Origin of the sequence: Pseudohaliea sp., assembly GCF_040217025.1 — a bacterium.
Taxonomy (GTDB): domain Bacteria; phylum Pseudomonadota; class Gammaproteobacteria; order Pseudomonadales; family Halieaceae; genus Pseudohaliea.
Genome location: NZ_JAVJOA010000010.1, coordinates 17,846 through 43,520, shown reverse-complemented (window position 1 = coordinate 43,520; position 25,675 = coordinate 17,846). Strand labels below are relative to the sequence as shown.

The window sequence follows — 25,675 nt, the reverse complement described above, 5'->3', positions numbered from 1 at the left end:
AGGGGCTGGCTGCGGCGACCCATCGGTTTCCTGGAGGTGCCCCACTGACTCCGCATGATTGCCCTGCGGCAGGTTCAGAAAAATGAAATACAGGAGCTGCCTCGGTGTAGCCGCCTGTCTCCTCTCGGAACCTGGCTCCGCCTGCTGGACTCGAACCAGGACCCTCTGAGTAGCAGGATCAAAGAAAATCGCGGTATATGGGCCATAATCTGCCTGTTTTCAACGCTTTTGTCTACAGATTATGCGCTACGTACCCGAACCCGAAGCGTATCCCGACCCTGGCGGTGGGGGAGTGGCCGGCTCGGGAGGGCAAGAGGAAGAACGGGAAGGAATCTTCGGTCCCGAACGCCGAACGGAACCCAAACCGTCGGCCTCGCACTCTCGAGTGATCCGGGCTTCCGCTGTCGGCGATGGTAAGATCCTCTATGCCTGCAGCTGCAAGAGGTTTCGGCGCGAGCAGTGAGCTGGCGTTGGTATTCCTAGGCCACTGTCGACGTCCCGCCATGGCTGTATATCCAGCGGTTTGGATCATTGCTCTTGTCCTCTTCACGGCGCTTGTTGTCGTTCGGCTGTGGGATGCGCGCGCGAACCGTCTCGAGTGGCGTCGACTTGCATCCCGGCAGCCGGCTCCGTTGCGGTGTTTCCACAAAGCCCTGGTCGCGCATCTACCGGAGCCCGCAAGAAGGTACTTCGCGTATGTTATCACCGAGGGTGCTCCGATCCTGCCAGTGACAGAGATCGGAATGCGCGGGCGCTTCGGACTCGGTGATAAGCGGCAACCGCGCTACCAGGCTATGGAGGCTCGCCAGATCCTGGCGGCCCCGGCCGGGTTCCTGTGGAAGATGCGCACGCGCGAAGGGTTGCCGATCGCCGGTTCTGATTCCGGCCGATGGACACGTTTCTGGCTGCTGGGTGTAATCCCTGTGGCCCGCCTCGGAGGCGATGCCGATCATGCCCGGTCTGCTTTCGGGCGATACATCGGCGAGAGCACGATCTGGTCTCCCGCGGCCCTTCTGCCCGGACCAGGGGTCAGCTGGGACGCTGCAGGCCCGGACACCGCCCGCGTTACCGTGTCGCAAGGTGATCTGTCCCAGTCCGTTGATGTGGAGATCGACCAGGATGGTTGTCCAATGCGGGTATCTTTTCTGCGCTGGAGCAACGCCAACCCCGAAAGAACGCACCGACTGCAGCCATTCGGTGCCATCCTGTCTGACTTCCGCGAGGTAGAGGGCTATCGGCTTCCCCATCACGTCGAAGCGGGTAACCTGTTCGGGACCGACGCCTATTTTCCGTTCTTCATCGCCGAGGTGACAGCAATCGCTTTCCCTCGAGCCGCCGGAGATCCCCGTGATTAGTCGGGAAACGGCTGGGGCTTGGCACGGCGGCTGTCTATTGCCCCCATGGGTTCGAAGCGCACCTCTGTGGGTGTGGCATTCGTTTTTCACACCTTTTGTGAAGTCTGCCGTCCCGGGCAGTGGCCGATAGTCGATGTTGTACGCGAACCTTCTGCTAATCGGCGCGGCCCAAGGCTTCTTCCTGTCCCTGCTGCTGTTCCGGTCAAGCAGGGCAAGCTGGGAAGCGGGCCGTGTCCTTGCCCTACTGACGTTCTTCTTTTCGCTGGACCTGGCCGTGAATTACTGTTCGGCCGTCGGGCTATCGCGGCAATACCCTCGCCTCGTGTTCGTTGAGGTCCTCGTCGTTTTCCTCTACGGACCTTTGCTTTATCTCGCTGTCACAGCGTTTACCGCCTCTCCGAAGTTGCTTTTCGGGGGTCGCCGGTGGCCGCACTTCCTGCCCTTCCTCCTTGCCCTGCCGCTACTCCTGCCGGTTTTTCTGCTGGAGCAAGAGTCGCTGCGAGCTGTGCTGGCTGGCCAGGCCCGTTTGCGCGATTACATCGACGGATGGGCGCCCATCATCGCCCTCGCGGATGTGCTGCCGAGGATGTTGATTGGCGTCTATCTCATACTTTGTTTCCGTGAGATCCGCTCTCATGGAAGAGTGATTCGCGATAACTTCTCGGAAATCGAATCCATCAGCCTTGGCTGGCTCAGGCTGCTGTTGGCTGGCTTTGCTGTCCTGTACGTGCTCTACCTCATTGCTTTCGGGGCTGGTGATGCTTCTGCAGCAGTAGAAAGGACTCTTAACGTTGCCATGGCGATACTGGTCTACGCGCTGGGCTATCGTGGCCTCAGGCAGCCGGTGATCTTTTCCGAGACTTCTGAAAGTACCGAATCACAAGACGATCCAACTTCAGATTTCTACCCGGTCGAAGTGCCGGTCGTACGTCGCAAATACGAGGGGTCAGCCCTGGATGAGGCCGCGAGCAAGGCGCTGTTCTGTGAGCTCGAGGAACTGATGGCGGATAGCGCTGCCTACCTCGAACCTGACCTCACTCTGCGTTCGCTTGCTGCCCGGCTTCGCCTGCCGCCCAACTACCTGTCCCAGGCGATCAACCAGCAAGCGGGCTGCAATTTCTACGACTACGTGAACGCCTATCGCATCGAGACGGCAAAGGCCGCCTTGCGGGATGCCGGGAAACGCAGCACCAGCGTCCTGACTATCGCGAGCGACGCCGGCTTCAATTCGAAGTCCGCATTTTACGCGACGTTCAAGGAACATGTCGGCATGACGCCTACACAATTTCGCAAGGCGGGCTCGTCCTGATGGGCATCGACGGACTCCTCGACATCCTGCGCGGTGCGTCCCCTGCGTCCGGATTGTCACCAAAGGACGACGAAGAGGCGTAACTGTCCTTCACTCTGCGCTCAGTCCAATATGGCCGACGGGCCGGGAGTGCAGAGCGATGAAGACGTTGGTGAAGGTTCTTGGCCCCTGTGTCTTTGCAGGGACCACCATGCTGAGCGCTGCCTTATCGGCAGGTGAGTGGGGGCTGGGTATCGGCGTGGCTGCTCAGCAGGCGCCGCAGGCGGGGACAGACCCGCAGGTTGTACTTCTGCCGTTCCCATCCTACCAGGGCGAACGGCTGAGCATGGACTTTGGGTCGGTGAGCTACGCCGTGTCCCAGTCGGAGAGCCTGCGATTCAGCGTCGATGGGCAACTGCGTTTCGATGGTTACGATCCTGACGACAGCGAAGAACTCGGTGGCCTGAAGGAGCGTGACCTTACCTTCGATGCAGGCCTGAGCATGCAGATCAGCAAGCCCTGGGGCACGCTGAACTTTCGCTTTCTCACGGATACGCTGGGTGTCCATGATGGTTACGAGTTCAGCGCAACCTATGAGTATCCTGTGACGCTGGACCGGTGGACCCTGGTCCCTTCCCTGGGGGTGACTATGCCCAGCGACGAGATGGTGGACTACTACTACGGCGTGCGGCCCGGGGAAGCGACGAGCCGACGACCTGCCTACAAGGGCAGTGCGGTCATTAACACCACGGTTGGCGCTACGGTCCTCTACGAGCTGAGTGATCGGTGGCAGGTGATGGGAGGAGGGCAGTACACCGACCTGGGTGACGAGATTACCGATAGTCCGATTATCGAGCGTGACTATCAGATGATCGTTTATAGCGCGATTGTTTACCGCTTCTGAGCCGTCCACCGCTCAGTCAGTTACAGGGGTTCGTTATGGCTTCTCCCATGCTCAATGTCCCTGCGTCGACGAATGGCTGCCCGATTCCATCGTCCGCGATCGTGCCCTTTCTCTTGATCACGTTTACCGTTACCTGGGGCATTCTTGGCCTTTACCTTGCTGCGCCCGCCACGGCGGCATCTATTCTTGGCCCGTTGAGTGGAGGCCATCCACTGTACTTCGTGGCAACCTGGTCGCCTGGGCTGGCAGGCTTCGTTGTCGTTCTCGTTTATACGGGGCGCGCTGGCCTGGTTTCATTTCTACGCCGCATTCTATTGTGGCGGACGACCCTTTACTGGTGGCTCTGGATACTGCTAGGTATTCCCCTGGTCTACATGGCTGGCTCGCTTCTCAAGGGTGGGCCTCTTCTTGCACCGCTTCCAGACGGCGGGCTGCTTGCAGTGGCTGTTCTCGCGGGGATGATGCTGTTCCTTGGACCGGTGGAGGAACTTGGGTGGCGCGGCCTGATGCAGCCGGTTCTTCAGCGGTATGTCGCTCCCTTCTGGGCGGGCACGATCATTGGTGTTACCTGGGGTCTCTGGCATCTCCCCGCGTTCTTTCTTGCGGGCGTGGTGTTCGAAGAATGGTCTTTCCTGCCGTTTTTCCTGGGAAACGTTACGCTGGCTATCCTCATTACACCGATCTTCAATGATTCCAGGGGAAGCCTGCTGCTTCCAATGCTGTTTCACTGGCAGCTGATCAACCCTCTTTGGCCTGATGCTCAACCGCTCGACACGGTAATTCTGGCTGTTTTTGCGGGTTTAGTTTCCGTTTGGAGATGGCGGGCAATGTTTTCGAGAAAGGATGCGATTACAAAGGTCGTACCGCAGAGCACAAATATGCGAAGCGGTGAGAAACACTGATGACACGCGTAAAGCTTTTCAAGGCTCTCTTTCTTGTTTTCGCGGCTTTTGATAATGCCTTCTCAGGGACCGTGCGCGCTCGGGAGACAGAACTGCAGCAAGCGCTGGAGGCCTTGCAGGAACGGTACGCATTCCCCGGAGCTACCGCCGCGATCGTTGCTACGGACGGTGTGCTGACAGTGGCGACCGTCGGGTTTGCTGACGTCGAGAATGCCCGCGCCATGGCGCCCGATACAATGATGCTGGCAGCAAGTATCGGCAAAACCTTTGTAGGCGCGACGGTGCTAGCCCTGGAGAGCGAAGGTCGCCTGGCGCGCAGCGACCGTTTATCTGACTATTTTGAAGGAGAGCTATGGTTTCGAGACCTGCCGAACGCCAGAGACATCACGCTCGATCAGCTGCTACACCACACAGCGGGTCTTCCCGACCACGTATACCTTCCGGAATTCCAACAGGCGTGGACTACGCTTGCCGCGCAAGAGAATGACATCGCACCAACGGACCTGGTGACTTTTCTGTCGGACAAGGCGCCCCTATTCGAGGTCGGCACCGCCTGGTCATACAGTGATACAGGGTACGTGCTGCTCGGCCTCGTCATCGAAGCAGTTACCGGCAATGCATGGCAAGAGGAGGTTCAGGTCCGCTTTCTGGAGCCTCTGAAGCTCTTGAACACAGTGCCTCTCGACAGCCGAGCACTGCCCGGCCTTGCTGTGGGCTATGTCGCGCGCGACAACTACTTTGGCCTTCCGGAGCGCACCGCTGATGCCGGCGGCCGGCTACTCTGGAACCCGACGTTGGAAGCGGCTGGCGGGGGCTTCGCATCGACTGCTAGAGATCTTGCGCGCTGGGGGCACGCGTTGTTTGAGGGCGAGGCAATGAACGCACCCTACCTCAGCCGGCTTCTCGATAGCGTGGTCATTACTGGCGGCCCGCCGGATAGCTGCTACGGAGCAGGGGTGGCAATTCGCAGGAACACACCGTGGGGCAGCGTTTATGGCCACGCGGGTTGGGTGCCAGGTTACGTGTCGAGCATGCGTCATTACGCTGAATATGGCGTAACTATTGCCTTCCAGATCAACAGCGATATAGGTTTCACCGAAAGCTCCTCCGATCGTCTTCAAACTATCGAGGCAGCCTTAGCGAGTATCGCCCTGGAGACCGACGCATCGGAAGAGCCCATAGAGTAGGCAAATAGTGTCCACAGAACCCGGGTCATTCCAGTTGGCATCCGTACCGAGCCTTACCTGGGCAAGGAGCGCACGGCCTTCATCTACCGCAGTGAGGCCAGCTGCATCGGTGCGTTTGCGCCGGAGTCGAACTGGGCGCCCAAGAGGGAGCAGCTGATAACGGACACTGCCATCCACCTCATTCATCGCGATCCGGGTGGAGGCGGAACTTGGGGCCCTGAGGCGTGATCCTAGACCCATTGTCAGGCCGCTGCGGTTCGGGCGCTATCACCCATAACCCCGCTCAGGTCCAATCTCAGACAACGCTGTCACCAGTAGCGGCGCGTTTTCATCGATCTCCAGCTCGTTGAGCAGGTTGTCGACCCCTTGCAGGTCCAGCGCTTTGTCCACTTCGTCGGCGTAGGCGGCGATCTCTTCCTTTAGCCGCTGGATCGCCCAGGCACCATCATCGTCCTTGGTCTCTAGGTGCGCTAGCAGTGCCAGCACGTCCTCCCGGGATCGCACGAGCTTGGCTATTTCGAGTACGCGTTCTTCAAGCCTCCGCATTTCGTCCCAAATACGTGGACGTGTGCCTGCAAACTGATCAAACTCGCCGTATTCGAGACTCAGCGAATGCCCGTTTGGTCCAGTGTATGAATCTATCGAATTCTGTGCGAGCACTCCTCGTCGTTGCCAGCGCCACACTCACACTCGTAGCTTGCGATCAGGAGTCGGCACCGCGTGACGCACCCTCCGCCGACTGGCCTTACTACGGAGGCGATCCCGGCGGCTCACGGCATTCACCAGCCGAGCAAATCACCCCGTCAAATGTAACAAGGCTACAACGGGTCTGGACTTTTTCGACCGGCGAACGGGCGTTGCACGAGGATGCGCCAATAACTGGGTCTTATGAAGCGACACCGATCCTAGTGAAGGATAAGTTGTTTTTTTCGACCCCTTTTGGCCGGGTTTTTGCTCTCGATCCCGAGACTGGTAATGAAATCTGGCGTTTTGATTCGGAACTTGACCTTGCCCACGGTTACGCCGAACAAGCCAACCGCGGCGTCTCCAGTTGGCACGATAGATCCGCCAGCCAAGACCTTCCCTGTCAGCACCGGATCTTTCTTGGAACACTCGATGGCCGGCTCATGGCTGTAGACGGTGCCAACGGCGAGCGCTGTGCTGATTTTGGTTCGAATGGGTCTGTTGACCTCAAACAGGGAGTACGCAGCGAAGGACACGGACCTGGCGAATACACGATTACGTCGCCTCCCGCGATCGCCGGCGATCTTGTCATCACGGGGTCGGCTTTAGGCGACAATCGGGGTGTCGAGCTTGAGTATGGCGTAGTGCGCGCATTTGATGTGCGCAGCGGCAACCTTGTTTGGTCCTGGGATCCGATTCCACGTCATCCTGACCAAGAGGGTCACGACGCCTGGCGCGCGGATCAGGCCCGCCAAACCGGCGCGGCTAACGCCTGGGCGCCGCTCTCCGTCGACGTAGAAAGGGATATGGTCTTTATCCCAACTGGATCGGCAAGCCCCGATTACTACGGCGGCGAACGGCTTGGCGACAATCGGTACGCGAACTCCTTAGTCGCTTTGCGGGCGTCTACCGGCGAGCTGCTGTGGTGGCGTCAGCTTGTTCATCACGATCTCTGGGACTACGACATCCCGGCTCAGCCGTCTCTAGTTGAACTCACGAAGGATAATCGGGTTATACCGGCGGTCATCCAGGCAACAAAGATGGGCCTGATATTTGCATTTGAGCGGAACACAGGCGAGCCACTATTTGACATCGAGGAGCGCCAAGTGCCGCAAAGCTCAGTGCCGGGTGAGCAAAGCTGGGCAACTCAACCCTTTCCAGTCGCGCCACCCCCACTTGTGCGTCACGGTCCGATTAATGAGGACGACGCCTGGGGCCTGACTCCCTGGGATCGAGGTAAATGCCGCGAGATGATTCGTGCCCACCAGTCGAACGGCATATACACGCCGCCAGGTGTTCAGGGGATCTTGCAGACACCCCATACAGCGGGGGGAGTGAATTGGGGAGGAATCGCCTTCGATTCCGACAAGCAACTAGCAATCGTTAACGTCACTGACATGCCGATTTCGACGACCCTGATTCCACGAGAGACTTTTGAGGCAGAAAAGAAAGCTGGTGAGTATCCAGATGCTGAGTTCGCTCGCCAGTCAGGAACGCCTTACGGCATGCGTCGTGAAACGCCTCTGTCGCCGTTTGGTACACCCTGCGTCGCCCCTCCCTGGGGCTATCTTGTTGCAGTCGACATGGAAAGAGGCGATATCCGCTGGAAGGTGCCATTTGGAACGACAGCCGAGGCAGCACCGCTTGGGCTTGAATTTAACTGGGGATTGCCAAGCATCGGTGGACCTATCGTTACAGCTGGCGGCTTAGCTTTCATCGGCGCAGCGCTCGATGGATACCTACGCGCCTATGACGTGGAACGGGGCGTCGAACTATGGCGCTCTAAACTTCCCGCTGGCGGACAAGCAACACCAATGACGTATGCAGTCAACGGACGGCAATACGTCGTAATAGTAGCCGGAGGCCATGCAGGCGCAGGTACCACGCCGGGCGACTATGTCGTGGCCTACGCACTACCCGACTGATTCATCTGGCAATTTTTCGAACAGTTTGTTTTATCGGCTCGCGTACTGACGGAGCGATTGAGGTTGTGCTACGGAATGCCTGAAACGTGAAGGTCGCCTTCGGGTCGGAGGGGGACATCCTGCTAAGCTCTGCTGACTGACCGTTATGGGGCCAAAAGCAGGCGATTTGAACCCTGCGCTAAGCGCTAGTTTGCGATGTCGCCCGCAAAAATGACGATGTCGCCAAGCACCAACAGAAGCGCCAGGCTCACGCAGAAGCTGTGCAACACACGATTTGAAGACGCCCACAAGAGGGGCAGAGCGACCAGAATTATCAAGGATTGCAGGTTATCTGCTGCCAGCAATTTACCGTCGAATACGATTGGCCTCAAAGTCGTCGAAAGGCAGACGCCGATGAAAAGCAATAGCCAGATCGGACGCATCTCACTGTAATAGTACCCCTCGATGTCTTCGCCTTCTAAATTCTCTGGGAGCAGTAGACGCGCACAAAGGTATAAACATACCGGCGCGCCGAGGACCTGCAGGAGTGCGATAAAGGTCCATTCAGATACTTCCCGTAAACTCCAAGCCTCCCAGAACTGCTGCAGTAGCGCGAGGAAAACCACGGCTGTGAGCAGCATGTGGACCCAATAGGTTTTTGCTTTCGCGCGATGCCTAAGGAGACTCGATACACCGGCTAGAAGCTCGGCGATTCCAAGACCAATGATTATTGCGATCATGATCATGATGAATTCGAAAAGACTCATAGGTACCCTCACCGGCTTATGTCAATCTTCCGCCAACGTATCGGTGGAAGCTGTTACACCGCAAGCCATGACGAAGTTCAGGCAATGCAGGGTGTTCTCGGCGATGCCGTATTCACGGGCGAGGTCGACCATGGTCCGGCCCGCCTCGTGCTGCTTCAGGATCTAGATGATCTGCTCTTCGGTGTAGCGCTTGCGCTTCATATTGGGGCCTCCTCATCGATACGATAAATGGAAATCCCACATCCTGCATGGCTCGAATTACAGGGGTACGGTCACAGCGGGAAATACGGGACCAGCGGTCTCGGGGAACAGACGGCGACAGTTCGCTGACGAACAGGGTTGTCGGCGGTTGCTTTGTCGGCGCGCCTCCGGAAGCGATTGCCGTCAGCACATGGCTCCCGACCGGTCCTTCCGATGGCTTCGTCCAACTGACGCGCCGCCAGGATGTGATGCGAGCTCTTGGTGCGCAGGGCGGGGCGATGCTGATATCGCAGCTCAGCCCTTGTGCCGCAGCAGAATAGGACAATTGAAGTCGGGTACGTTCTGACCGTATTGTACGTCGAAGAGTAGAGTAGATACCTCTTGCATAGTCATCGGCACTCCTGAAGTCGGCATGAGGAGCGCGGTATCATGGTAGCGGCCCTGAAGAGGTTGTGTTCTTCGGACAGGGAACTCGGTACCACGTTTCCAGGGAGGTCGACGTCAGCGTGTCCCTGTCCCTGACCTGAAAGCAAAGTCCGTCGACTTCGAAGAATCGAGTTTCCCCTCCGAGACTGATGCGGGGGGGCTCACCGGCCCCCCCTGCAGACCCCGGCGGATTGACGCGGCCGGCCCCTGCCTCACCCAGTCTTTCCCGCAACCTGGGGTCGAAAACCGTACCTCCCGGCTCCGCTTCTGCGCTGGGATGCAGCGCGGCCGCATCCCGGGCAGCGCGGCGCAGCAGCGCTGGCGATAGGTCCAAATGCCTTGGCACGCCTGCTGACGGTTTCTCCGCGTGCTGAGGGGCTGCCGTTGCTGCCGCGGATTGCTGTAGCTTCTTCTGCGGCTCTCTCATAACCCCCGTGCCCGCTGGTGTCTGTTCGAGGCCCTGGCGGGGGGGCGATAATGCTGGTTCGGATGCACCGGACGGCTGCGCTGTAGCGGTCGGTGCTTCTGTCAGTTCGATGGACATCGCCCAGCCCGTCCCTGTGGTTGACAGCGGGGGCTTTGGTGCGGGCAGTTGCCAGAGTAGCAGTAGGTGCGCCGCGACAGAGCTCATCAGCACGACCAGGAAGCGTCGCTGGGAGAGCACGGTGAATGGCGCGGTCGGCGGGAAAGGGACGCCCCGGACTGGTGTCGTCAGCGAAGACGTGTGTTGACGCCCGTGCTCACCGAGCGGGTGTAGCAACAATGGTCTCCACTTCAGGGCTCTCTAAAGGTGTTTTGTTGTCCCAGTGCTTCTCGAAGCGATCCTCTAGCTCGCTGTAATGAAATGCACCCTTGCCTTTCCTCGATAGCGCATCTCGTGTTGGCCGTTGACGGCAGCTTCCTCTGCATGGCTACTCCGGACTTCTGACTCATAGACACGCCTGTCGGCTGTGCTGGGTCAGCAACTGTGGTAAAGCAGCCATGGCTGTAAAGACTTCATCCGCGCCCGCTTCCCACAACCGGCGCTCCGGTGTGTCGGCAGCAAACCCGTAGACAGTCATGCCTGCAGCGATACCGGCTTGTACACCAACCGGCGTATCTTCGATCACGACACAGGACCTCGGATCAGCTCCCATGACCGAGGCCGCGTGAAGGAAGACGTCAGGTGCTGGCTTGGGCTCTTTGACGTCACCCACACTGAAGATCTTCCCTTCAAAGTAGCCAAGCAGGCCGGTACTCCCCAGGGTCAGGCGGATCTTCTCCCGCTCACCACTGGAAGCGACGCAATACGGTACCGTCAGAGTCTTCAGAACAGCAGAAACGCCTGCTACGGGCGCTATTTCAGATACCAGTGCGGCTGCCGAGCGCCGACGCAGTCGGGGTACAAAATCCTCAGGCGGTGGTGTACCCAGTATGTCGGTGATGATAGCCACGCACTGTGCCATGGAGTAACCGACGAAACGTTGAAACATGTCCTCCAATGAGACCTCTACGCCAAGTTCATTGAGCATTTCGCAGAAAACTCGGTTAGTAATCCGCTCGCTGTCCACGAGCACGCCGTCGCAGTCAAAAATAACCAGGTCCACGCTTTACTACTCCCTGTCTGGTTCCATACACCTTTATCCGGCTCTGCTTGCACGGGTCGATGCGTTAGATGGCGGGCGCCTCGACGGTCGACATAAACAGTCGGGCAATCGACTCGGCTGATCCTTCGCCCGTGAGCGCCACAGCGGCATAGGTGCTCTTTACCATGGAGTAGGCAACGACAGCCTTTGCCCCGGGAGTACCACCGCTGTGGCCGACCCAGGTGGTCTCCGGCAGGTCATACACCATTAGACCCAGCCCGTAGTACAGCCGCTGGTCAAACATCGGGTAGAGGTTTCTTCCCATGGCGTTGAGTGCTGCACCGGGTACCAGGCGTCCATCGAGTACAGCCGCCAGGAATCTGACCATGTCCTGTGGTGAAGCGACGATGTTCCCCGCGCTGAAGGGATCACCCGGCGCCATCGGAGGTTCACTGGAGCCCGGCGGTCGAGCTGGCGCAACGTCTGGCGGGCTCTCGCCCTGCACCAGAGCGGCAAGGCTGCTGGCGCCGATCGGCTCCGCGATCCTGGTGGCGACAGCGGCGCTGAAGCTTTCCCCAGTAACCTGTTCAATGATGCGCCCCAGCAGAACGTAGCCGCTATTCGAGTAATACCAGTCTGTTCCTGGGCAGAAGAGTAGGGGACGTGCCTCCAGGAATCGGGCCACGTCTTCCGGCGTTGCGGGCGAACCGCGCTGGCGGAAGGCGTCGAACCCATTGTGGCTCGCGAACCCCGCGCGGTGGGAGAGCACCATTTCCAGGGTGATATTGTCTGCCCCTGGTAGGGTTGGGTACCACCGGGACAGCCGTTGATCGAGCCGCAGCCTGTTCTCCTGCGCCAGCTGTTGCAGCAAGACGGCGGTAGCCAGCTTGCCGACACTTGCCCAGTAGAAGCGTTCAACGCCATCGGGCATAGGAGACGACCAGTCGCCGGCAGGCCCGCTGACAGCGATCGCAAGATGCTCTATGGCCTGGTCATCCTGCAGGCGAACCCACTCTGACTGGAGTCGCGATGCGAGAGCGTCTTCTACGCCGCGCGCCGCCGGCGCCCGCGTGTTCGTCAGGTCGACCGGCGGGTGCATGCGATCAGCGAAGCGGTAGATCGGGTAGTTGCAGTTCGAGTTCTGGCAGCCCGCGAGGGATAGGCAGGCCAGCAGCAGGAGAGATGAAATGCGGTTCACGAGCAGCTCCTCTGTAGTCCGGGAGCTGAATCTAATACGGTCAGTAATTATTGTAAAACAATAAATTCACCTGTCATCATCCTCCGGGTCGTAAGCGAGCAGATCGCCCGGCTGGCAGTCCAGGAATTCACAGATCTTCTCGAGTGTGCTGAAGCGAATGCCGCGGACACGGCCATTCTTGAGGGTCGAGATGTTCTGCTCCGTGATCCCCACATAGGCAGCGAGGTCCCGTGAGCGTTTCTTGCGCTTTGCCAGCATCACATCCAGGTTGACGATGATGGGCATCAGATGAAGGCGTCGTTCTCGCGGCGAAGGGCTACGGCTTCTCGCAGGGTCCAGGCAAGTGCCCATAGAAGGCCTGCTGCGACGATGCCGACGAGCTCAGCCGAGGAGAAACCCAGCCGCAACGAGCGCTCTCCGACCGGATTGTTGAAGGTCAGCAGGACGCTGACCAGCGCATCGGCGGGAATCTTAGCAAGGGCCGCGTAGAGAACCAGCGAGGCGATCGCTGCCAGGTGCCGCACCACGCCAACGGCAATACGCTCCCCCCTTGCCACCAGTCGGAAAACTCGGCCGGCACGGACCAACCCGCTGCACACGAGCAGAAGCGGTGTCGTTGCTACCACCGCCGCTGCAGCGTGTTGCCAGGCGGCCAGGTTCTCCATCGTTACCCGGATGCCCTGCGCCTGGTAGTAGGGGAGCAGCTGCTGCTCGAACTCGACCCAGAGCCAGAGCGCCCGGAGGAGCAGAAGCGCCGCTACACCGGGCGCGACAACGGCGAGGAGGCGACAGCGCCTGACCAACTTGTTTTCCAAGGAATCCTCATGTTTACTGTAAAACAATAAATTGCGATCAAATCACAGCGCGGCAGTAAGGGTCAAGGTGAGCGCGATGCGCCCATGCGGGCAAAGTAGGTCCGGTCATGTTGAGACTTGAAGAAGTTTCGCTCGAAGATCCTCAGGTCCGAGAACTTCTAACCTATCACCAGCGGCACATGAACGAGATTTCGCCGCCGGGCACCTCTTTTGCGTTGAATCTGTCGGGATTGGCCACCCCGGACATCACGATTTACGGTGCATGGGAGCATGAGCGGCTCTCGGCGGTGGGGGCACTCCGGCGAATGACTGAAAGTCACGTCGAGTTGAAGTCGATGCGAACGCACGTTGAGTATCTGGGTAGAGGCGCAGCGCAGGCCATTCTTGATTACATGCTTGCCAGGGCGGTCGAGGAGGGCATCCAACGTATCAGTCTCGAGACAGGCACCAGTGACGCGTTCAAGCCTGCGATAGCGTTTTACCTGAAGAATGGCTTTCAGCCGGGGGACGCTTTCGCAGACTACTTCAACGGGCCTCATAACCAGTGTTACCACCTGGAGCTAGACGCCTAGGGCTTCGCGACCAGGTAGCCGCCTGCACCGAGCATCAGGCCGCCTGTTGCCATCTGGGCGGGCTTCTTCCACTTCGAACGCCCCACCGTGAGGGCCACCCGCTGCGCCGCGACCGCGTAGACAACCTTGACGCCGCCTACCGCCAGCGCCGTGATGACCATGATGATAGCCATGTCTCCGGCGGAGAGGTTCGCTAGATCGACGAATGCGGGGAACAGACTTGCGTAGAACAGGATGGCCTTCACATCGCCCAGTGTGAGAAGAAAACCAGCCAGAAAGCTGCCATGGAGCGTGCGAGCCACCGGGAACTCGCTCTTGGAAGCGTCACTAGTTGCGGACCGGATTAGCCCGACGCCCAGCCAAAGCAGGTAGGCGGCGGCACAGTAGCGGAGCAATATGAAAAGGGATCCCAGAGCTTCAGCCAGGGTCGTCATGCCGACGACCGCGAGGGTGGCGAACAGCAGGTCTCCGGCGACGATACCCAGCGACACAGCGAGCCCGGAGCGCAGATTGGCGGCTGCGGAATGCACAACGACCAGGGCAACGCTTGAGCTGGGCAAAGCAGCGAGGCACGCCATGATCCCGAAGAGGGCAAACATATCCAACAGGCTCATCGATGGTCACGCTCTGTTGCTGAACAAATCACTCTGGCCGATGATAGGCGCCCGCGGTGATCCGGGCAAAGTGCATGCGGCGCGCCGTTGCCGGCATCGTGTCGCAATCATGAGCAAAAGGCTCGGGCGATCGCAGCCTTGAGTCGATGATGCTGGAGGATTGAGGTTTGCCTTTTCCGCTGGAATACTCCCGTGCGCGCGATGACTTCTATGACTTCATGCTGGAAGTACGTGAAGCCAGCGGACTAACGAGCAGTCATCAGACCTACACGATGGTTCAGGGAGTGTTCCAGGCCTTTCGGCGACGGCTCTCCCTGGAAGACGCTATCCGCTTTTCCAACGCGCTGCCAGTTGGACTTCGCGCTCTTTTCGTGGACCAGTGGGACGTTGATGAGCCTCGCAAAGCATTTACCGATGACACGGTGCTCTTGAAGGAGGTCAGGGCACTTCGGCAGAAGCACAACTTTAGTCCGGATCATGCGCTCGAAGCTGTTGCTCGCACACTCTGGAAGCATGTGGATCGCGTGCGCTTCGAAGACATGCTTGCTCAACTGCCAGGTCCAGCACAGGCTTTCTGGCGGCGCTAGCTAGTCGGAGTGCTGCGGACGACTAGCGGCGTCAGCCGAGAACCAGCCGCCTTGATGAGGCCTTCATCAGCGCAGGCAGGACTCAAAGTGGCTTGCAAATGCTCGGGTCCGGGGCAGGATGTCTGCGCGCCCGGGGAACTCAAGAGACAGCTCGGTTTCGCCGACTGCTAACGAACCCAGGATCTCCCTGACGATTCCCGCCTGAAGCGCGAAGTCGAGCATGCCCTTCGGGAGCAGTCCTACGCCAGCCCCTGCGAGCACCAGGTCCCGGACCATGAGCTGGCTGCTAGCCATGATGGTCGATTTTGGCAGAAGCCCGTTTAAGAGCACTTGCTGCTCCAGCATTGCGCGCACGGCTGGCGGCGGGGAGATGAAGTCGCTTAGGTCCGCAGAGTCCTGCGGCTCGCCGTGCTCCGTCAGCCAGGTGCTATGGGCGAAGAACCCCCAAGGCACACTCATCAGCCTCCTGGCTACCCGGTTTTCGTCTGTGCGCTGCGTAAACCCGATAGCGATGTCGATGTTGCTGCCGACCATGTCCAGGGTCGTGTTAGTCAGGAGCAGCTCGAACCGTGTCTTTGGGTGAAGGCGCTTGAAGCCGGTGACTGCGTCAGCCAGTGCTTCTCCTGGAAAATCTGCCGGGGCAGTCACGCGAATCAGGCCTGACAGCTCGCCGGTTTCACCTTGCAGCTCCTCGAGGGCCCGCTGCAGCGCCTCCAGGCTGTCGTTCGCATTCTCATACAGAAAACGCCCCTCTTCAGTTAGAGCAATTGCCCGGGTGGAGCGCCTGAGCAGCCTCACACCGACTTCATCTTCCAGTGTCTTCACGTGCAGGCTAACCGTGGACCTTGGTATCTGCATGGCCCTGGCCGCGGCACTGAATCCCCCGGCGCGGACGACCTCGATGAATGTATTGAGATGGATGAGATTCTTCATTGGTCAGTCCAATGGACAGGCTGGGCAGCTGCGCGAGTCTAATCATCACTGCGTGGTGGGTCTAGACTGACTGCAGCCACTATCAGAGGGTCGAGACCATGAAACAGCATACGAATCGTATTGAACGAAACAGCCCGGTCTTGTCTGCAGAGACTGTCGTAGACTTCTCAGGGATCGAGGCCGCGGTGCTCCTTGAAGCGAGAGATGGAACACCCTTATCGGTCATCAAGATGAGAGTGTCTCAGGGTAAGGGAGCACCGTCGCACGTTTCTCCCGAAGAGGACAAAGTGTTCCAGGTTACGGATGGCAAGTTCCTCTTTTTAGTTGGCGCTTCTCGGGTGGAGGCGGCAGCTGGGGACTGCATCTTTGTTCACAAGGGAGAGATCCACAGTTTCCGTGCTTTGACTTCGAATGAGGCAACTATGACGCTTGTTTCCACCCCTGCGGGCCATGAGCGTTTCTTCATTGAGTTGTCTCAGCTGACCTTACCCCACGAAGAGTCAAAGGTGGCGGAGATTTGCAGGCGCTGCGCTCAAGAGATTGTCGGGCCGGTTGTTGAAGCTTTACCGCTCAAATGATCAGCTTTTCTACCGCAAAGGGTCCATAGCTGGGCGATGTCACGCCTGCGCTGAACGGCGGCTGAATGTTATGAATGTCTATGGGGATCAACGGTCGGGCAATTGCTACAAGGTGCGACTTACGTGCGCGCTTCTGGGCATTGCGTACAACTGGATACCGATCGATATTCGTTCGCAGGATACGAAGACTGAGCAGTTCCGGAGAATCAATCCAAACGGCAAAATTCCTGCCGTGGAGCTATCGGATGGTCGTTGTCTGTGGGAGTCAAATGCGATCATCAATTACCTGGCGCGTCATTCGTCTCTGTTGCCGAACGATGCCTATGAGTTGGCGAAAGTGCAGCAGTGGCAGTTCTTCGAGCAGTATTCGCATGAGCCCTACATAGCGGTTGCGCGCTACATCAACGTCTACCTGGGTAGGCCTGCAGAGAAAGAAGCAGAGTACGAAGGCAGGCAGCAGGGCGGTCACCGGGCGCTCTCGGTAATGGAAGAGCAGTTTCATACTAGCGAATTTGTTGCCGGCGACAGGATGACGACGGCTGATATCAGCCTGTATGCCTACACTCATTTAGCTGACGAGGGTGGGTATGAGTTGGAGCGTTACCCTGCAGTTTCATCATGGCTAGATCGGATCTCTCGTCAGCCACGATACATAGGAATGCTTGACTAGGTTCTGTAAGAGTGGAATGCCCCGGGTTCTGTGGACACTTTTTGCCTACTCCGCCTGCTCCTCCAGACTCTCCTTCAGCGCCTTCCGCAGGCTCTCGTTGTCCTTCTGCTTCTCGGCCAGCTTCTTCTTGCTCGCATCGAGGTTCTTCTTCATCACTGCACGGATCTTGAACAGAAGTCGATTGCGGCTGTCTAGTGGCCCTGGGATGAGGCGCAGCGCACGGACTTACCATGCTGCGCCTGGCAGTGTATCTTTCGAGGCTCCATAAACGATTATTCAAGCTCTCAGGGACGCTATGGACTCCGCTTCGCAACTGAAGACTTTCCTCTGGGACGAGCATTTCATCACGGGCATCGAGGCTGTCGATGATCAGCATCGCGCGCTGGTAGATCTCATTAATGATTTCGGTCGATCGCTGTGCGATGGCAGTCTGTCGCCTCGGGATTGCGCTGCGGTTGTCGCCCGGCTTCGGAACTATACCGAGTACCATTTTCGTGAGGAAGAAGCGCTGATGCGCGGCCGCGGTTTGCATCCATTGGCCCGTGAGAATCATGAGCAGGCGCATCGGGCCTTCGAGGTAGAGGTCGAGCGACTAGAGCGGGACCTGGCTATCATGGAAGAAGATGAGGCCCGAGGTCTTCACGACTACCTGGTGCACTGGCTCGGCTATCATATTCTCGGGATAGATCAATCCATGGCACGGCAGTTGACCGCGATCGCCGAGGGCAAGGACCCCGAGCAAGCCTACAACACGGAGCTCGCACGAGATGCTGGCCCCCTCCAGCCGCTGCTGGATGCGATTGTCGGTCTGCTACACATCGTGGAGGAGAAGAATCGCGAGTTACGGCGCATCAACACTTCGCTGGAGTCACAGGTTGAATCCCGCACCCGTGAGCTGCGGCGCCTGAGCGATGCCATGCATGAGCTCGCTATGCAGGATCAGCTTACGGGCCTGCCGAACCGCCGGCGGGCCACGGATTTCCTTGACAAGCATTGGGCTGATGCAGCCCCACTCAGTTGTCTCATGATTGATTTGGATCACTTTAAGGACGTGAATGACCAGCAGGGCCACGATGCTGGTGATGAAGTGCTGCGACAGGTAGCCAGGGAAATACGGGCGAGTTTTCGTACAGATGATCTTGCCTGTCGCCTTGGCGGCGATGAGTTTCTCGTGCTGTGCCCGGCCACGCCGCAGGCCGAGGCGATGCAGATCGGTGAAAAAGTGCGAAGTGCTGTCGAGGCACTGGGAATCAAGGCCCGAGGCAGTCTAGTAACCTTGAGCGTCGGCGTCGCGAGCCGCTCAGTAGAGATGCAGGCACCCAAAGATCTGCTGCGTGCAGCAGACGAAAGCCTATATGGGGCAAAGCATATGGGACGAAACGCGGTCTGCACGGCAGCCATGCTCAGTGTTGACTGATCGGTCTTTATGGCTGTAGCGAAGAGCCCCTGAATCCATGCAGGCGCCAGTGCTTAGGCGCGTCGGCAAAGATGCGTGCATGGTCGCTGTGGTTTGCAGCTCAACACCGGCGTCCCACAAGCGCCGAGGCGGGCGGTGGGAGATGCAGAAATCTGGTCGATGAGACAGGGTGCGGCGGGTGCCTCCTTCATCAGGAGATTGAAAGTTCTGCAGCGCCCGGTTTCACATCTTCAATCTTCCATTGGCGTGCACCGACGGCGTCAATGAATTGCTGGTCATGGCTGATGAGAAGGAGTGCGCAGGGGCAAGAGGCGAGTGCCTGCTGCAGAGCCTCAATGGAAGGGAGGTCCACGTGGTTCGTGGGTTCATCCATGACGATGATGTGGGCGTGCCGGGATATCCCCATGGCGAGGAGAAGTCTTCGTAGCGCGCCGGGCTGCCATTTCAATCTGTAGACCTGCGCTGGCCTTTCTGGCCCTGGCGCGGTCACGCACTGCCTGGAGGTCGGCCTTCTCGGCGTTCTTTTTCATGTGTGCCGGATCTTCTGGCGACTCAGTCAGGGAACATACTTCTCCGGATCGCCGTAGATCTCTGCCCTTGCGGCGGCGCGCGCGTCTAATCCGAAGTCCTGCTCGATCTGATCCAGATAGGCGTCGATTGTCGAGCGGCGGCCTTCCAGGAAATCGGTCTCCTTACACTGATACGAGTTACCGTTCTCATCCGTTTCAGGGTAGTTACTCTCAATAAACCCCGAGAAGGATCGAAAATCTCCAGCGAAGATGATTTCGCCATAGGTACTCTCAAAGAGCCCGCCGACGTAATCGGTCCGATCTTCAATTACCATCGTCAAGCCACTGATCGCCCATTCATAAGTTCGATCATCGAACAGAGAGACACTATCGCCTCGCTGTCTCATGACGGACCATCCGTAGCCGAGATCCGTCTCCAGGACCCCATTGCTGGCTGCCGGGAAATCCGCGCCCAGGCACTCCTCTTCGCGGATAACGTTCCGCACGAAGATGATCCAGCCCGTGTCCGCCACAGATCCGCTGGGCGCCTTCACCACAATCTGCGTGGTGTTTCCACGAATCAGTACAGAACCATCAGGCAGTAGGGCCGTATGTGAAAGAAAATATGTGCCTGGCTCGCGAAAGACATAACTGAAGCGACGCCCGGAGCGTTTGATCTCTCCGAAGGTGCTTACAAACTGGCCATCGACCAGGCTGGCCTCTTTCTTGAGCAGCCAGCGATGAGTTATCCCCTGACCGCACCACTGCCCCGGCGTGTCGGCAATGAGTTCCGCAGACAAATCGAAGGGCACCCGGCCCTCGGTCGCATTGAAGGTCTTGGCGACGAGATACCCCGGATCGTTACATGCCTCTGCTTCGGGGTCCGTAACCCGGTACGCCACATCCGTGAAAGAGAGCATCCCTGGCGGGGGGGTTACATCGTCAGGGAATGAACCGAGCGAGCCTGGATCAGTGAGAGCGACCGCGCCCTTGATGCAGGCTCGTTCGTCGAGGAAGCAATCGACTTCGTCGACGAGTTCGAACACACCCGTTACCTCCTTCTGGAGATTTCGCAGGCTTTCGATTATCGGCCCGATCACGGGCGCCTCCTCGGCTTCATCGAGGGCGCCTTGCTGGAGTTTTTTCGCCCACTCGCGCTCCGTGCTGGGGCAGATGAAGCCACCAACCCCGGTAAAGGCCGCCACGCTGGAGTCGAAGCGAGCGTCTTCCCCCGCTGCATCGAGAAATAGGGAGTAGCTGTCCAGCAGGAGTCCATCTATGTTCTCTTCCAAGCTCCCCTCGGAGCAGGAATCGAGAAGTGCTTGGGCGTTATTGTCCTCGTCCCGATAGAGTGAGCGTTCACCGGGCGGAACGCCATCGCCTTGTTTCGGGTAGGCTGCCGTTGTGCTGGCTGTGTTCACGACGAAAACCGACGGGCTTCCCGTGGCGGAGAGTGCGCTGGGTCCTGGCGTGGCGGTGTACCAAACACCATCCTGGAACCAGCTGATTTCAATGATACGGTCAGCACTTGATGGCATGCGAACCGCCATGACCCCGCGACGGGAGCTGTTGATCACGAAGTAATCGTCGGTCCAGAGATCGACCATAAAGCTCAGCGTATTCAGCGGGCGAATAATTGGGTCGAGGTAGAATGTCTCCTCGGAACGCAAGATCTGCATCAGGGAGGGGTTACCCGGGAAGCCGGTGGTGCGGAGCGCACACGCATTTGTTCTGCCGCCGCAGAAACCCCGTTGCTTCTGAGACCAGCCGAGGAACTCATAGCCGTCTTCCGCCGCGGCCGTGAAACTCTCATCGAAGGTGGCGTCCTCGACCTCCACGACGCAGGTTTCCGAGGCTCCACACCGGTAGCTGCCCGACGCTGTCGTCACGGAGCCGCCAATCGGCGAGCTAATCTGAATCTTGCAGCCGGATAGTACTGCTGCGAGCAGGAAAAGCGGGATGGTCTTCCTGAGACAGTGCTGCATAGGCAGGGCTCCTGATCGAGGCTCAAGACGCGTGCCGTATCCGATCCGGAGGCCACAGGCCAAGGAAATGTCACGACTACCGGTGAAAGAATAGGTAGTCTCAGGTCACTGTGTCCAGATTCACCGATGTAGCCAATGAGGTCAAGTCAGGCTTCGTCGATGTTTTGCCGAACTTTTGTCGCCGTCGAGCTATCTGTCCTCATTCGGCTGCTAGCATGGCGTTCCCGGCCGCGAAACATATCTCGGCTCGTCTCGTATCTACAGTCGGCACAGCTGGGACGAGTCGGCACAGCTGGGACGTGCCGCTGCCCAGCGATGGCACCTGTAGGCCAGCTACAGCAAGAGTGTTTTAAATTCCCTCCGCTTCCATGGGTTGAACGAAACTGTCCGTAAAATCGGTGCCGAACCCCCGATGATCCTTTGGCCATTAGTGTTCTCGTGGACCTCCCGCAGGACTCGGCGCAGGTCGACTACTACAGGCAGCCGTTTCTTGGGTAGCTCCTCGTGTACCTGACAGGCGGCTTCCACGGCGGTGCGCTCGGCCTCGGGGATTGGGAGGCCTTCTTGATCTTCGTAATGGTTGCGGTGAGGCTCCCGTGGGTAGAGGTCCACGATTGCATCCGCGGGTGTGTCCTTGGTGGGCAGCTTCGGTTGGCGCACCCTCTTGCCATGGGCAATCTTCATCCAGTAGCCCAGCGGCGGTGTCAGCACTCAAGCAATCGCCCAGCCCATCAAAGCCACGCCGATAGCGCCGCCAATCATTGGCCCCACGATGCGCTGTCTGCGCAGCCCGCGCACGGCTGATAGCAGCAGCCCCAGGCCAAAGATCATCGCCGCCCAGGCGAGCACGCCGTGCAGGCCGGCGCCGACGGCGATACCACTGAAGAAATCGATCAGTGCCGGCGGGATGCCGGCGAGGAAGTGGCCCACGCCTTCACCGGCAGTGCGCACAATGCCCGAGGAGTTAGACATGGTCGGTGCCTGTACTCAAGGAGTGACAGCCCGCTGAAACCGGTCAGGCGGCCGATGCCCGGTCCTGTGACGGCGCGTCCACCGGGGCCTCGCTGTCGTCGCCTGCGTCCGTCTCGGCCAGCTTGGCTTCAAGCTCGGCTACTTTGCGCTCCAGCGCCGCCTGCTCCTTCCGGCTCTCCTTCAGCGCCTTCTGCAGGCTCTCGTTGTCCTTCTGCTTCTCGGCGAGCTTCTTCTTGCTCGCATCGAGGTTCTTCTTCATGCGCGCCGGGTCGAACTGGTTGAGCGCCTTGTTCTCCTCGCGGGCAGCGTTCAGGTCCTTCTGCAGGGCCTTCAGCCGCTGCTTCAGCTCGGCGATCTCGCCCTGGAGGTCGTCCGCGCGGTTGTGGAGCTCGCGGTTGCGCTGCTCGACCTTCTGGGTGTCGCTGGCCTTGCCGGTCAGCTCCTTGATCGTTTCGAGCTGCTTGTCGATGGTGGCCTGGAGCTCGGCCGTCTCGGCGAGGGCGGCGTCGAGGGCCGCTTGCTTGTCGTCCAGCTGCTGCTGGTATTCGGCGCGGGGATGATTCGTCTGTAAGTAATCCCTGGCGAGGGTCTTGCCCGTGGTTCTACCGAAGGCCTGCCCCCGTAGATGTTGGCCGTTCCGGGCTTGTCATTACGCAGTTTCGCCCCGAGGCCTTGGCCAGATAGAGCGCCTTGTCGACTCTGGCAATCAGCGCCTCGCCACTTTCTCCCGGGGCACTCGTTGCTACTCCAGCACTTATCGTGACCGTTCTGCCGGGGATGAAGTCCGCGCTCGCGACGGCGCTACGAATCTTTTTTGCGACCTCCGTGACCTCGCTGAGAGTGCACTGGGGACAGAGCACCATGAACTCCTCGCCGCCCCAGCGACCGAAGATGTCTGTGTTGCGAAGCACACCGGCGACTACGGCGGCTAGCCTGACGAGGACCTTGTCTCCGTTTATGTGGCCGTAGGTGTCGTTAATGGACTTGAACAGATCGATATCGAACAGCACGACGCCGAGCGTGACGCGATAGCGCTCTGCGCGCGCAAGTTCTCGGCCAAGGGTGGTGTCGAGGACGCGGCGATTGCTCACGCCGGTAAGATTATCGGTCGACGCAAGGCGGTCGAGCTCGACGGCCTTGACCCGCAGTTCCTCCGTGCGAGCATCCACCTTTGCCTCGAGGCTTGCATTAAGGGCCTCGTAATCGTGGAGTAACTGGCGCACCTTCGTATTTTCGTCGCGGAATGCCCGCGCCGCCGTGACCAGGTCGCCGATCTCGTCCTCGTGGTAGCTTCGAATCCGGATCGGCTCCTCCCCACCGCTGGCTAAACTCCGGAAAGCACTGGCGACTGCCCGCAGCGGTCGCGTGATGGAGAGTGTGACGCGCCGCAGTAGCAAGAGAGCGACGACTGCGACAGCGACGATCGATGCCAGCAGCGTCAGCGCAGTAAATCGACGTGTATGGTCGATTTCTCGCTGCAGGGCATCAATATCCTCGAGCACGCGTTTGGCTGTGGTTTCGGCCAGAAAGTGCATCTCGTTAGCTTCAGAGGCCATGACCACATTGACCAGGTAGGCGTAGCCGCGGATACGCTGAATGTTGGCGTACGCAACTCCCAGAATATAGCGGTAGTCGGCGGAGACGGGGCCTTGCGCTGTGGTATCTCCGGCTGCGCCGAGGACATCGAGGTGGTCGCGCATTTCCTCGAGCTGTGACTCCGCGCTAAACAGTAGATCTGAGTTCATGCTGTGGAAGAAGGCCACGAGCTGCGCTTCTACCGCCGTCAGGTGATCGTGAATACTGTTCATCGCCGCAGCATCGCTCAGCGAGAACTCTCTTCCCGAATCTCCGGTGCCGGCAGCGTCATGTAACCTGCTTTGCGCGTCGGCAAACTCGCTTTCTAGACTACCAAGAATATCCCTGCGGTTCTCGACAACCGCAAGGAAGCTATCGTGGAAGGTCGTGAGGTGATCGAGCGCATCAGAAAAAATCGCGCCCTTGCCGATCGACAGACAGGCTTCTCTCTTGCAGCGAGCCTGCATGTCAGCCCACTCCCCGTAGAGGCTTTGTACTTTCTCGTACGCGGTCCCGTGACCCAGCGAAAAGTAGCGCGACGCGGCGAGCTGCATCTCACCCACAGCTCGGGAAAACTGCAGCACCAGCGTGAGATCCTGGTTATACCGCCTTAAGTTGGCTGCTTGGCGAGCATTGAACTCGAAGGCGGCGGCGAAGAGCACCGCAACCGTAAGCGTGGCCATCATGCCGATGGAAAAACCCAGCGCGAGGCGCTGCCTCAGCGTCAGCCTGTCCAGCAGGCCTGTCGGATCGCTGCCATCAGGCGACGACGAGTTCATTCCAGTGCTGCAGCGTCAGGTCAAAATTGGGCATTACGGTGTTCCATACAGAGATATTGGCAAAGCGCTTCTCGTACGAACCGCCTCGTCGCTGCTCTCCGACTTGCACCGTGATTTTCCCGTCCGGACCCCTGAGCGCCTCCCGTGCAGGCTTGCCGGCGTACCAGTAATCCCACTCTGCCTCGCTCATGTAAGGCCGTGAGCGCTGCGGGTTGCTGATGTAATAGCCCTGCCGGGCTATAAAAGCGCCCGGCCAGCCGCTCAGCCACCAATTCATGTATTCGTAGGCGGCGGCCTCACGTTCGCCGCTCGCGTGTCGCGACAGACACATGGTGCCATGCCACCCCCGATAGCCCTCCCTGGGTGCAGCATAAAGGCAGGGCATCCCCCCGCTTCGCACTATGGAAACCCCGGGGGAGAACATGCTCTGAACCACCACATCCCCACTCAGCATGAGCGCCGCGGAATGGGGCACCGAATTCCAGAACCCCCTGAAGTGTCCGGCTTTCTTGTACCGAAGCATATGCCGGAACAGGGTATCGATTTCTTCTCGGCTCATGGCGCCGATGTCGGCGAACTCCATCAGGCCTTGCGCCCGTGCGGCGAGAGCCAGATCGAAGATACCGATGGCTGGTGCGTTTACGATGGCGACGCGTCCTGCGTGCTCCGGCGCCAGCAGCCAGCCCCAGCTTTCTTCACGGTAGGGCTCGCCCTCGTCTACCTGTTGCGGGTTGTAACCGATTGAGTCCGCATTGTGGACATAAGGTAGGTAGCTGATTTCTTCACGCGGCGTCTCGTCCAGCGAGCCGTCTGGCTGTGCATAGAGGATGCGATTTGGCGCATCGCCGGCACCGATGGTGTCTTCCGCGGACAGCCTGCCAGTCTTGCTCAGGGGATTGAGCTCATCCCAGTAGCGAATGCGTCGTGCGTCGATGGGCTTGATGGCGCGTGACTGCCAGAGCACGCGGATACTATTGGACCACTGCTCGTAAATCTCGAAGTCCTGCGGCCTCGTGGAGGCCTTGAGGAGTACCTGCGCGCTGCCGCCGGGGCTGAACTCCAGCTTGATGCCGAGGTCGCGCTCGGCCCGGAGTCGAAGGGGCTCCTGCAGTGTCACGTGGGTTCCGATCACCCGAACTACAGGTTGGGCATCGCGTGCGGAGATGATCGCGGGAAATGGCAGCGTCGAAGCGGCGAACCCCACGGCTGTTCCTTTTAGCAGAGTCCTTCTCTTTCTGTCCACCCGGGCCATACCAGTGATATCCTCAGGTTCGGTTGAGTGCGCAGG

Annotated in this window: 26 protein-coding genes; 12 read left to right on the top strand and 14 right to left on the bottom strand. The window is 59.1% G+C overall.

Features of this window, described 5'->3' with window-relative positions; translation table 11 throughout:
• Window positions 1–410 precede the first annotated feature (410 nt).
• From RKE50_RS11490 to RKE50_RS11470, 5 genes are all read left to right on the top strand, one after another.
• Complete coding sequence (locus RKE50_RS11490; protein ID WP_350036575.1) at window positions 411–1,355, top strand: DUF6544 family protein; 945 nt, start codon at window positions 411–413, stop codon at window positions 1,353–1,355.
• 133 nt (window positions 1,356–1,488) lie between these two features.
• Window positions 1,489–2,664: a helix-turn-helix domain-containing protein gene (locus tag RKE50_RS11485; RefSeq protein ID WP_350036574.1), complete on the top strand. Its 1,176-nt coding sequence runs from the start codon at window positions 1,489–1,491 to the stop codon at window positions 2,662–2,664.
• 139 nt (window positions 2,665–2,803) lie between these two features.
• The gene (locus tag RKE50_RS11480; RefSeq protein ID WP_350036573.1) at window positions 2,804–3,547 is read left to right on the top strand and encodes a MipA/OmpV family protein; all 744 of its coding nucleotides are present in this window, start codon (window positions 2,804–2,806) and stop codon (window positions 3,545–3,547) included.
• A gap of 35 nt (window positions 3,548–3,582) precedes the next feature.
• Window positions 3,583–4,449, top strand: a complete 867-nt coding sequence (locus RKE50_RS11475; RefSeq protein WP_350036572.1) for a CPBP family glutamic-type intramembrane protease — start codon at window positions 3,583–3,585, stop codon at window positions 4,447–4,449.
• On the top strand, window positions 4,449–5,636 hold the full coding sequence (locus RKE50_RS11470; RefSeq protein WP_350036571.1) for a serine hydrolase domain-containing protein: 1,188 nt from the start codon (window positions 4,449–4,451) through the stop codon (window positions 5,634–5,636). The genes RKE50_RS11475 and RKE50_RS11470 overlap by 1 nt, the downstream gene beginning before the upstream one ends.
• A 267-nt stretch (window positions 5,637–5,903) precedes the next feature.
• Here the strand turns inward: RKE50_RS11470 and RKE50_RS11465 are convergent, their stop codons facing one another.
• A complete protein-coding gene (locus RKE50_RS11465) occupies window positions 5,904–6,320 on the bottom strand; it encodes a hypothetical protein (protein ID WP_350037902.1) in 417 nt (138 codons plus the stop codon).
• Here RKE50_RS11465 and RKE50_RS11460 point away from each other — a divergent pair.
• Window positions 6,269–8,245: a pyrroloquinoline quinone-dependent dehydrogenase gene (locus RKE50_RS11460; RefSeq protein WP_350036570.1), complete on the top strand. Its 1,977-nt coding sequence runs from the start codon at window positions 6,269–6,271 to the stop codon at window positions 8,243–8,245. The two genes, RKE50_RS11465 and RKE50_RS11460, sit on opposite strands and share 52 nt — an antisense overlap.
• A 185-nt stretch (window positions 8,246–8,430) precedes the next feature.
• Here the strand turns inward: RKE50_RS11460 and RKE50_RS11455 are convergent, their stop codons facing one another.
• The 5 genes from RKE50_RS11455 to RKE50_RS11435 all read right to left on the bottom strand — a co-directional run bounded on the left by RKE50_RS11455 (window position 8,431) and on the right by RKE50_RS11435 (window position 13,196).
• A complete protein-coding gene (locus RKE50_RS11455; RefSeq protein ID WP_350036569.1) occupies window positions 8,431–8,991 on the bottom strand; it encodes a hypothetical protein in 561 nt (186 codons plus the stop codon).
• Between the two features lie 1,556 nt (window positions 8,992–10,547).
• Entirely contained in the window at window positions 10,548–11,204 is a 657-nt protein-coding gene (locus RKE50_RS11450) for an HAD family hydrolase (RefSeq protein ID WP_350036568.1), read from the bottom strand.
• A gap of 64 nt (window positions 11,205–11,268) precedes the next feature.
• Entirely contained in the window at window positions 11,269–12,381 is a 1,113-nt protein-coding gene (locus RKE50_RS11445) for a serine hydrolase domain-containing protein (protein ID WP_350036567.1), read from the bottom strand.
• A 66-nt stretch (window positions 12,382–12,447) separates the two neighbouring features.
• On the bottom strand, window positions 12,448–12,666 hold the full coding sequence (locus RKE50_RS11440; RefSeq protein WP_350036566.1) for a helix-turn-helix domain-containing protein: 219 nt from the start codon (window positions 12,664–12,666) through the stop codon (window positions 12,448–12,450).
• On the bottom strand, window positions 12,666–13,196 hold the full coding sequence (locus tag RKE50_RS11435; RefSeq protein WP_350036565.1) for a DUF2975 domain-containing protein: 531 nt from the start codon (window positions 13,194–13,196) through the stop codon (window positions 12,666–12,668). The genes RKE50_RS11440 and RKE50_RS11435 overlap by 1 nt, the downstream gene beginning before the upstream one ends.
• A 107-nt stretch (window positions 13,197–13,303) precedes the next feature.
• Here RKE50_RS11435 and RKE50_RS11430 point away from each other — a divergent pair, with 107 nt between their 5' ends.
• Complete coding sequence (locus tag RKE50_RS11430) at window positions 13,304–13,768, top strand: GNAT family N-acetyltransferase (protein WP_350036564.1); 465 nt, start codon at window positions 13,304–13,306, stop codon at window positions 13,766–13,768.
• Here RKE50_RS11430 and RKE50_RS11425 read toward each other — a convergent pair.
• The gene (locus RKE50_RS11425; protein WP_350036563.1) at window positions 13,765–14,382 is read right to left on the bottom strand and encodes a LysE family translocator; all 618 of its coding nucleotides are present in this window, start codon (window positions 14,380–14,382) and stop codon (window positions 13,765–13,767) included. The genes RKE50_RS11430 and RKE50_RS11425 overlap by 4 nt on opposite strands.
• A gap of 167 nt (window positions 14,383–14,549) precedes the next feature.
• Here RKE50_RS11425 and RKE50_RS11420 point away from each other — a divergent pair, with 167 nt between their 5' ends.
• Complete coding sequence (locus RKE50_RS11420; protein ID WP_350036562.1) at window positions 14,550–14,969, top strand: DUF2267 domain-containing protein; 420 nt, start codon at window positions 14,550–14,552, stop codon at window positions 14,967–14,969.
• A gap of 66 nt (window positions 14,970–15,035) precedes the next feature.
• Here the strand turns inward: RKE50_RS11420 and RKE50_RS11415 are convergent, their stop codons facing one another.
• Window positions 15,036–15,902, bottom strand: coding sequence for a LysR family transcriptional regulator (locus RKE50_RS11415; protein WP_350036561.1), 867 nt, complete (start codon window positions 15,900–15,902; stop codon window positions 15,036–15,038).
• A gap of 98 nt (window positions 15,903–16,000) precedes the next feature.
• On the opposite strand from RKE50_RS11415, the gene RKE50_RS11410 reads away from it, so the two are divergent.
• The 3 genes from RKE50_RS11410 (at window position 16,001) to RKE50_RS11400 (ending at window position 18,567) form a co-directional block, all read left to right on the top strand.
• The gene (locus tag RKE50_RS11410; protein WP_350036560.1) at window positions 16,001–16,480 is read left to right on the top strand and encodes a cupin domain-containing protein; all 480 of its coding nucleotides are present in this window, start codon (window positions 16,001–16,003) and stop codon (window positions 16,478–16,480) included.
• Window positions 16,458–17,150 (top strand): glutathione S-transferase family protein, encoded by a 693-nt coding sequence (locus RKE50_RS11405; RefSeq protein WP_350036559.1) that lies wholly within the window; start codon window positions 16,458–16,460, stop codon window positions 17,148–17,150. Before RKE50_RS11410 ends, RKE50_RS11405 begins: the two co-directional genes overlap by 23 nt.
• A gap of 295 nt (window positions 17,151–17,445) precedes the next feature.
• Window positions 17,446–18,567: a GGDEF domain-containing protein gene (locus RKE50_RS11400; protein WP_350036558.1), complete on the top strand. Its 1,122-nt coding sequence runs from the start codon at window positions 17,446–17,448 to the stop codon at window positions 18,565–18,567.
• Window positions 18,568–19,123: 556 nt separating this feature from the next.
• Here RKE50_RS11400 and RKE50_RS11395 read toward each other — a convergent pair.
• From RKE50_RS11395 to RKE50_RS11380, 4 genes are all read right to left on the bottom strand, one after another.
• On the bottom strand, window positions 19,124–21,061 hold the full coding sequence (locus RKE50_RS11395) for a hypothetical protein (RefSeq protein ID WP_350036557.1): 1,938 nt from the start codon (window positions 21,059–21,061) through the stop codon (window positions 19,124–19,126).
• Between the two features lie 333 nt (window positions 21,062–21,394).
• Window positions 21,395–21,772 (bottom strand): hypothetical protein, encoded by a 378-nt coding sequence (locus tag RKE50_RS11390; RefSeq protein WP_350036556.1) that lies wholly within the window; start codon window positions 21,770–21,772, stop codon window positions 21,395–21,397.
• Window positions 21,773–21,991 (bottom strand): hypothetical protein, encoded by a 219-nt coding sequence (locus RKE50_RS11385; RefSeq protein ID WP_350036555.1) that lies wholly within the window; start codon window positions 21,989–21,991, stop codon window positions 21,773–21,775.
• 85 nt (window positions 21,992–22,076) lie between these two features.
• On the bottom strand, window positions 22,077–22,292 hold the full coding sequence (locus RKE50_RS11380) for a hypothetical protein (RefSeq protein WP_350036554.1): 216 nt from the start codon (window positions 22,290–22,292) through the stop codon (window positions 22,077–22,079).
• Between the two features lie 123 nt (window positions 22,293–22,415).
• Here RKE50_RS11380 and RKE50_RS11375 point away from each other — a divergent pair, with 123 nt between their 5' ends.
• Entirely contained in the window at window positions 22,416–22,604 is a 189-nt protein-coding gene (locus RKE50_RS11375; RefSeq protein ID WP_350036553.1) for a hypothetical protein, read from the top strand.
• A 31-nt stretch (window positions 22,605–22,635) separates the two neighbouring features.
• Here the strand turns inward: RKE50_RS11375 and RKE50_RS11370 are convergent, their stop codons facing one another.
• Entirely contained in the window at window positions 22,636–24,387 is a 1,752-nt protein-coding gene (locus tag RKE50_RS11370; RefSeq protein ID WP_350036552.1) for a GGDEF domain-containing protein, read from the bottom strand.
• On the bottom strand, window positions 24,368–25,591 hold the full coding sequence (locus RKE50_RS11365; protein WP_350036551.1) for an ABC transporter substrate-binding protein: 1,224 nt from the start codon (window positions 25,589–25,591) through the stop codon (window positions 24,368–24,370). The genes RKE50_RS11370 and RKE50_RS11365 overlap by 20 nt, the downstream gene beginning before the upstream one ends.
• Between the last annotated feature and the right edge of the window lie 84 nt (window positions 25,592–25,675).

What these genes read in the sequence shown, in the direction of transcription:
- RKE50_RS11490 (WP_350036575.1), top strand. Translation starts at nt 411, where the DNA reads ATGGTAAGATCCTCTATGCCTGCAGCTGCAAGAGGTTTCGGCGCGAGC.
- RKE50_RS11485 (WP_350036574.1), top strand. Translation starts at nt 1,489, where the DNA reads ATGTTGTACGCGAACCTTCTGCTAATCGGCGCGGCCCAAGGCTTCTTC.
- RKE50_RS11480 (WP_350036573.1), top strand. Translation starts at nt 2,804, where the DNA reads ATGAAGACGTTGGTGAAGGTTCTTGGCCCCTGTGTCTTTGCAGGGACC.
- RKE50_RS11475 (WP_350036572.1), top strand. Translation starts at nt 3,583, where the DNA reads ATGGCTTCTCCCATGCTCAATGTCCCTGCGTCGACGAATGGCTGCCCG.
- RKE50_RS11470 (WP_350036571.1), top strand. Translation starts at nt 4,449, where the DNA reads ATGACACGCGTAAAGCTTTTCAAGGCTCTCTTTCTTGTTTTCGCGGCT.
- RKE50_RS11460 (WP_350036570.1), top strand. Translation starts at nt 6,269, where the DNA reads ATGAATCTATCGAATTCTGTGCGAGCACTCCTCGTCGTTGCCAGCGCC.
- RKE50_RS11455 (WP_350036569.1), bottom strand. Translation starts at nt 8,991, where the DNA reads ATGAGTCTTTTCGAATTCATCATGATCATGATCGCAATAATCATTGGT.
- RKE50_RS11440 (WP_350036566.1), bottom strand. Translation starts at nt 12,666, where the DNA reads ATGCCCATCATCGTCAACCTGGATGTGATGCTGGCAAAGCGCAAGAAA.
- RKE50_RS11430 (WP_350036564.1), top strand. Translation starts at nt 13,304, where the DNA reads ATGTTGAGACTTGAAGAAGTTTCGCTCGAAGATCCTCAGGTCCGAGAA.
- RKE50_RS11425 (WP_350036563.1), bottom strand. Translation starts at nt 14,382, where the DNA reads ATGAGCCTGTTGGATATGTTTGCCCTCTTCGGGATCATGGCGTGCCTC.
- RKE50_RS11415 (WP_350036561.1), bottom strand. Translation starts at nt 15,902, where the DNA reads ATGAAGAATCTCATCCATCTCAATACATTCATCGAGGTCGTCCGCGCC.
- RKE50_RS11410 (WP_350036560.1), top strand. Translation starts at nt 16,001, where the DNA reads ATGAAACAGCATACGAATCGTATTGAACGAAACAGCCCGGTCTTGTCT.
- RKE50_RS11400 (WP_350036558.1), top strand. Translation starts at nt 17,446, where the DNA reads ATGGACTCCGCTTCGCAACTGAAGACTTTCCTCTGGGACGAGCATTTC.
- RKE50_RS11395 (WP_350036557.1), bottom strand. Translation starts at nt 21,061, where the DNA reads ATGCAGCACTGTCTCAGGAAGACCATCCCGCTTTTCCTGCTCGCAGCA.
- RKE50_RS11380 (WP_350036554.1), bottom strand. Translation starts at nt 22,292, where the DNA reads ATGAAGAAGAACCTCGATGCGAGCAAGAAGAAGCTCGCCGAGAAGCAG.
- RKE50_RS11370 (WP_350036552.1), bottom strand. Translation starts at nt 24,387, where the DNA reads ATGAACTCGTCGTCGCCTGATGGCAGCGATCCGACAGGCCTGCTGGAC.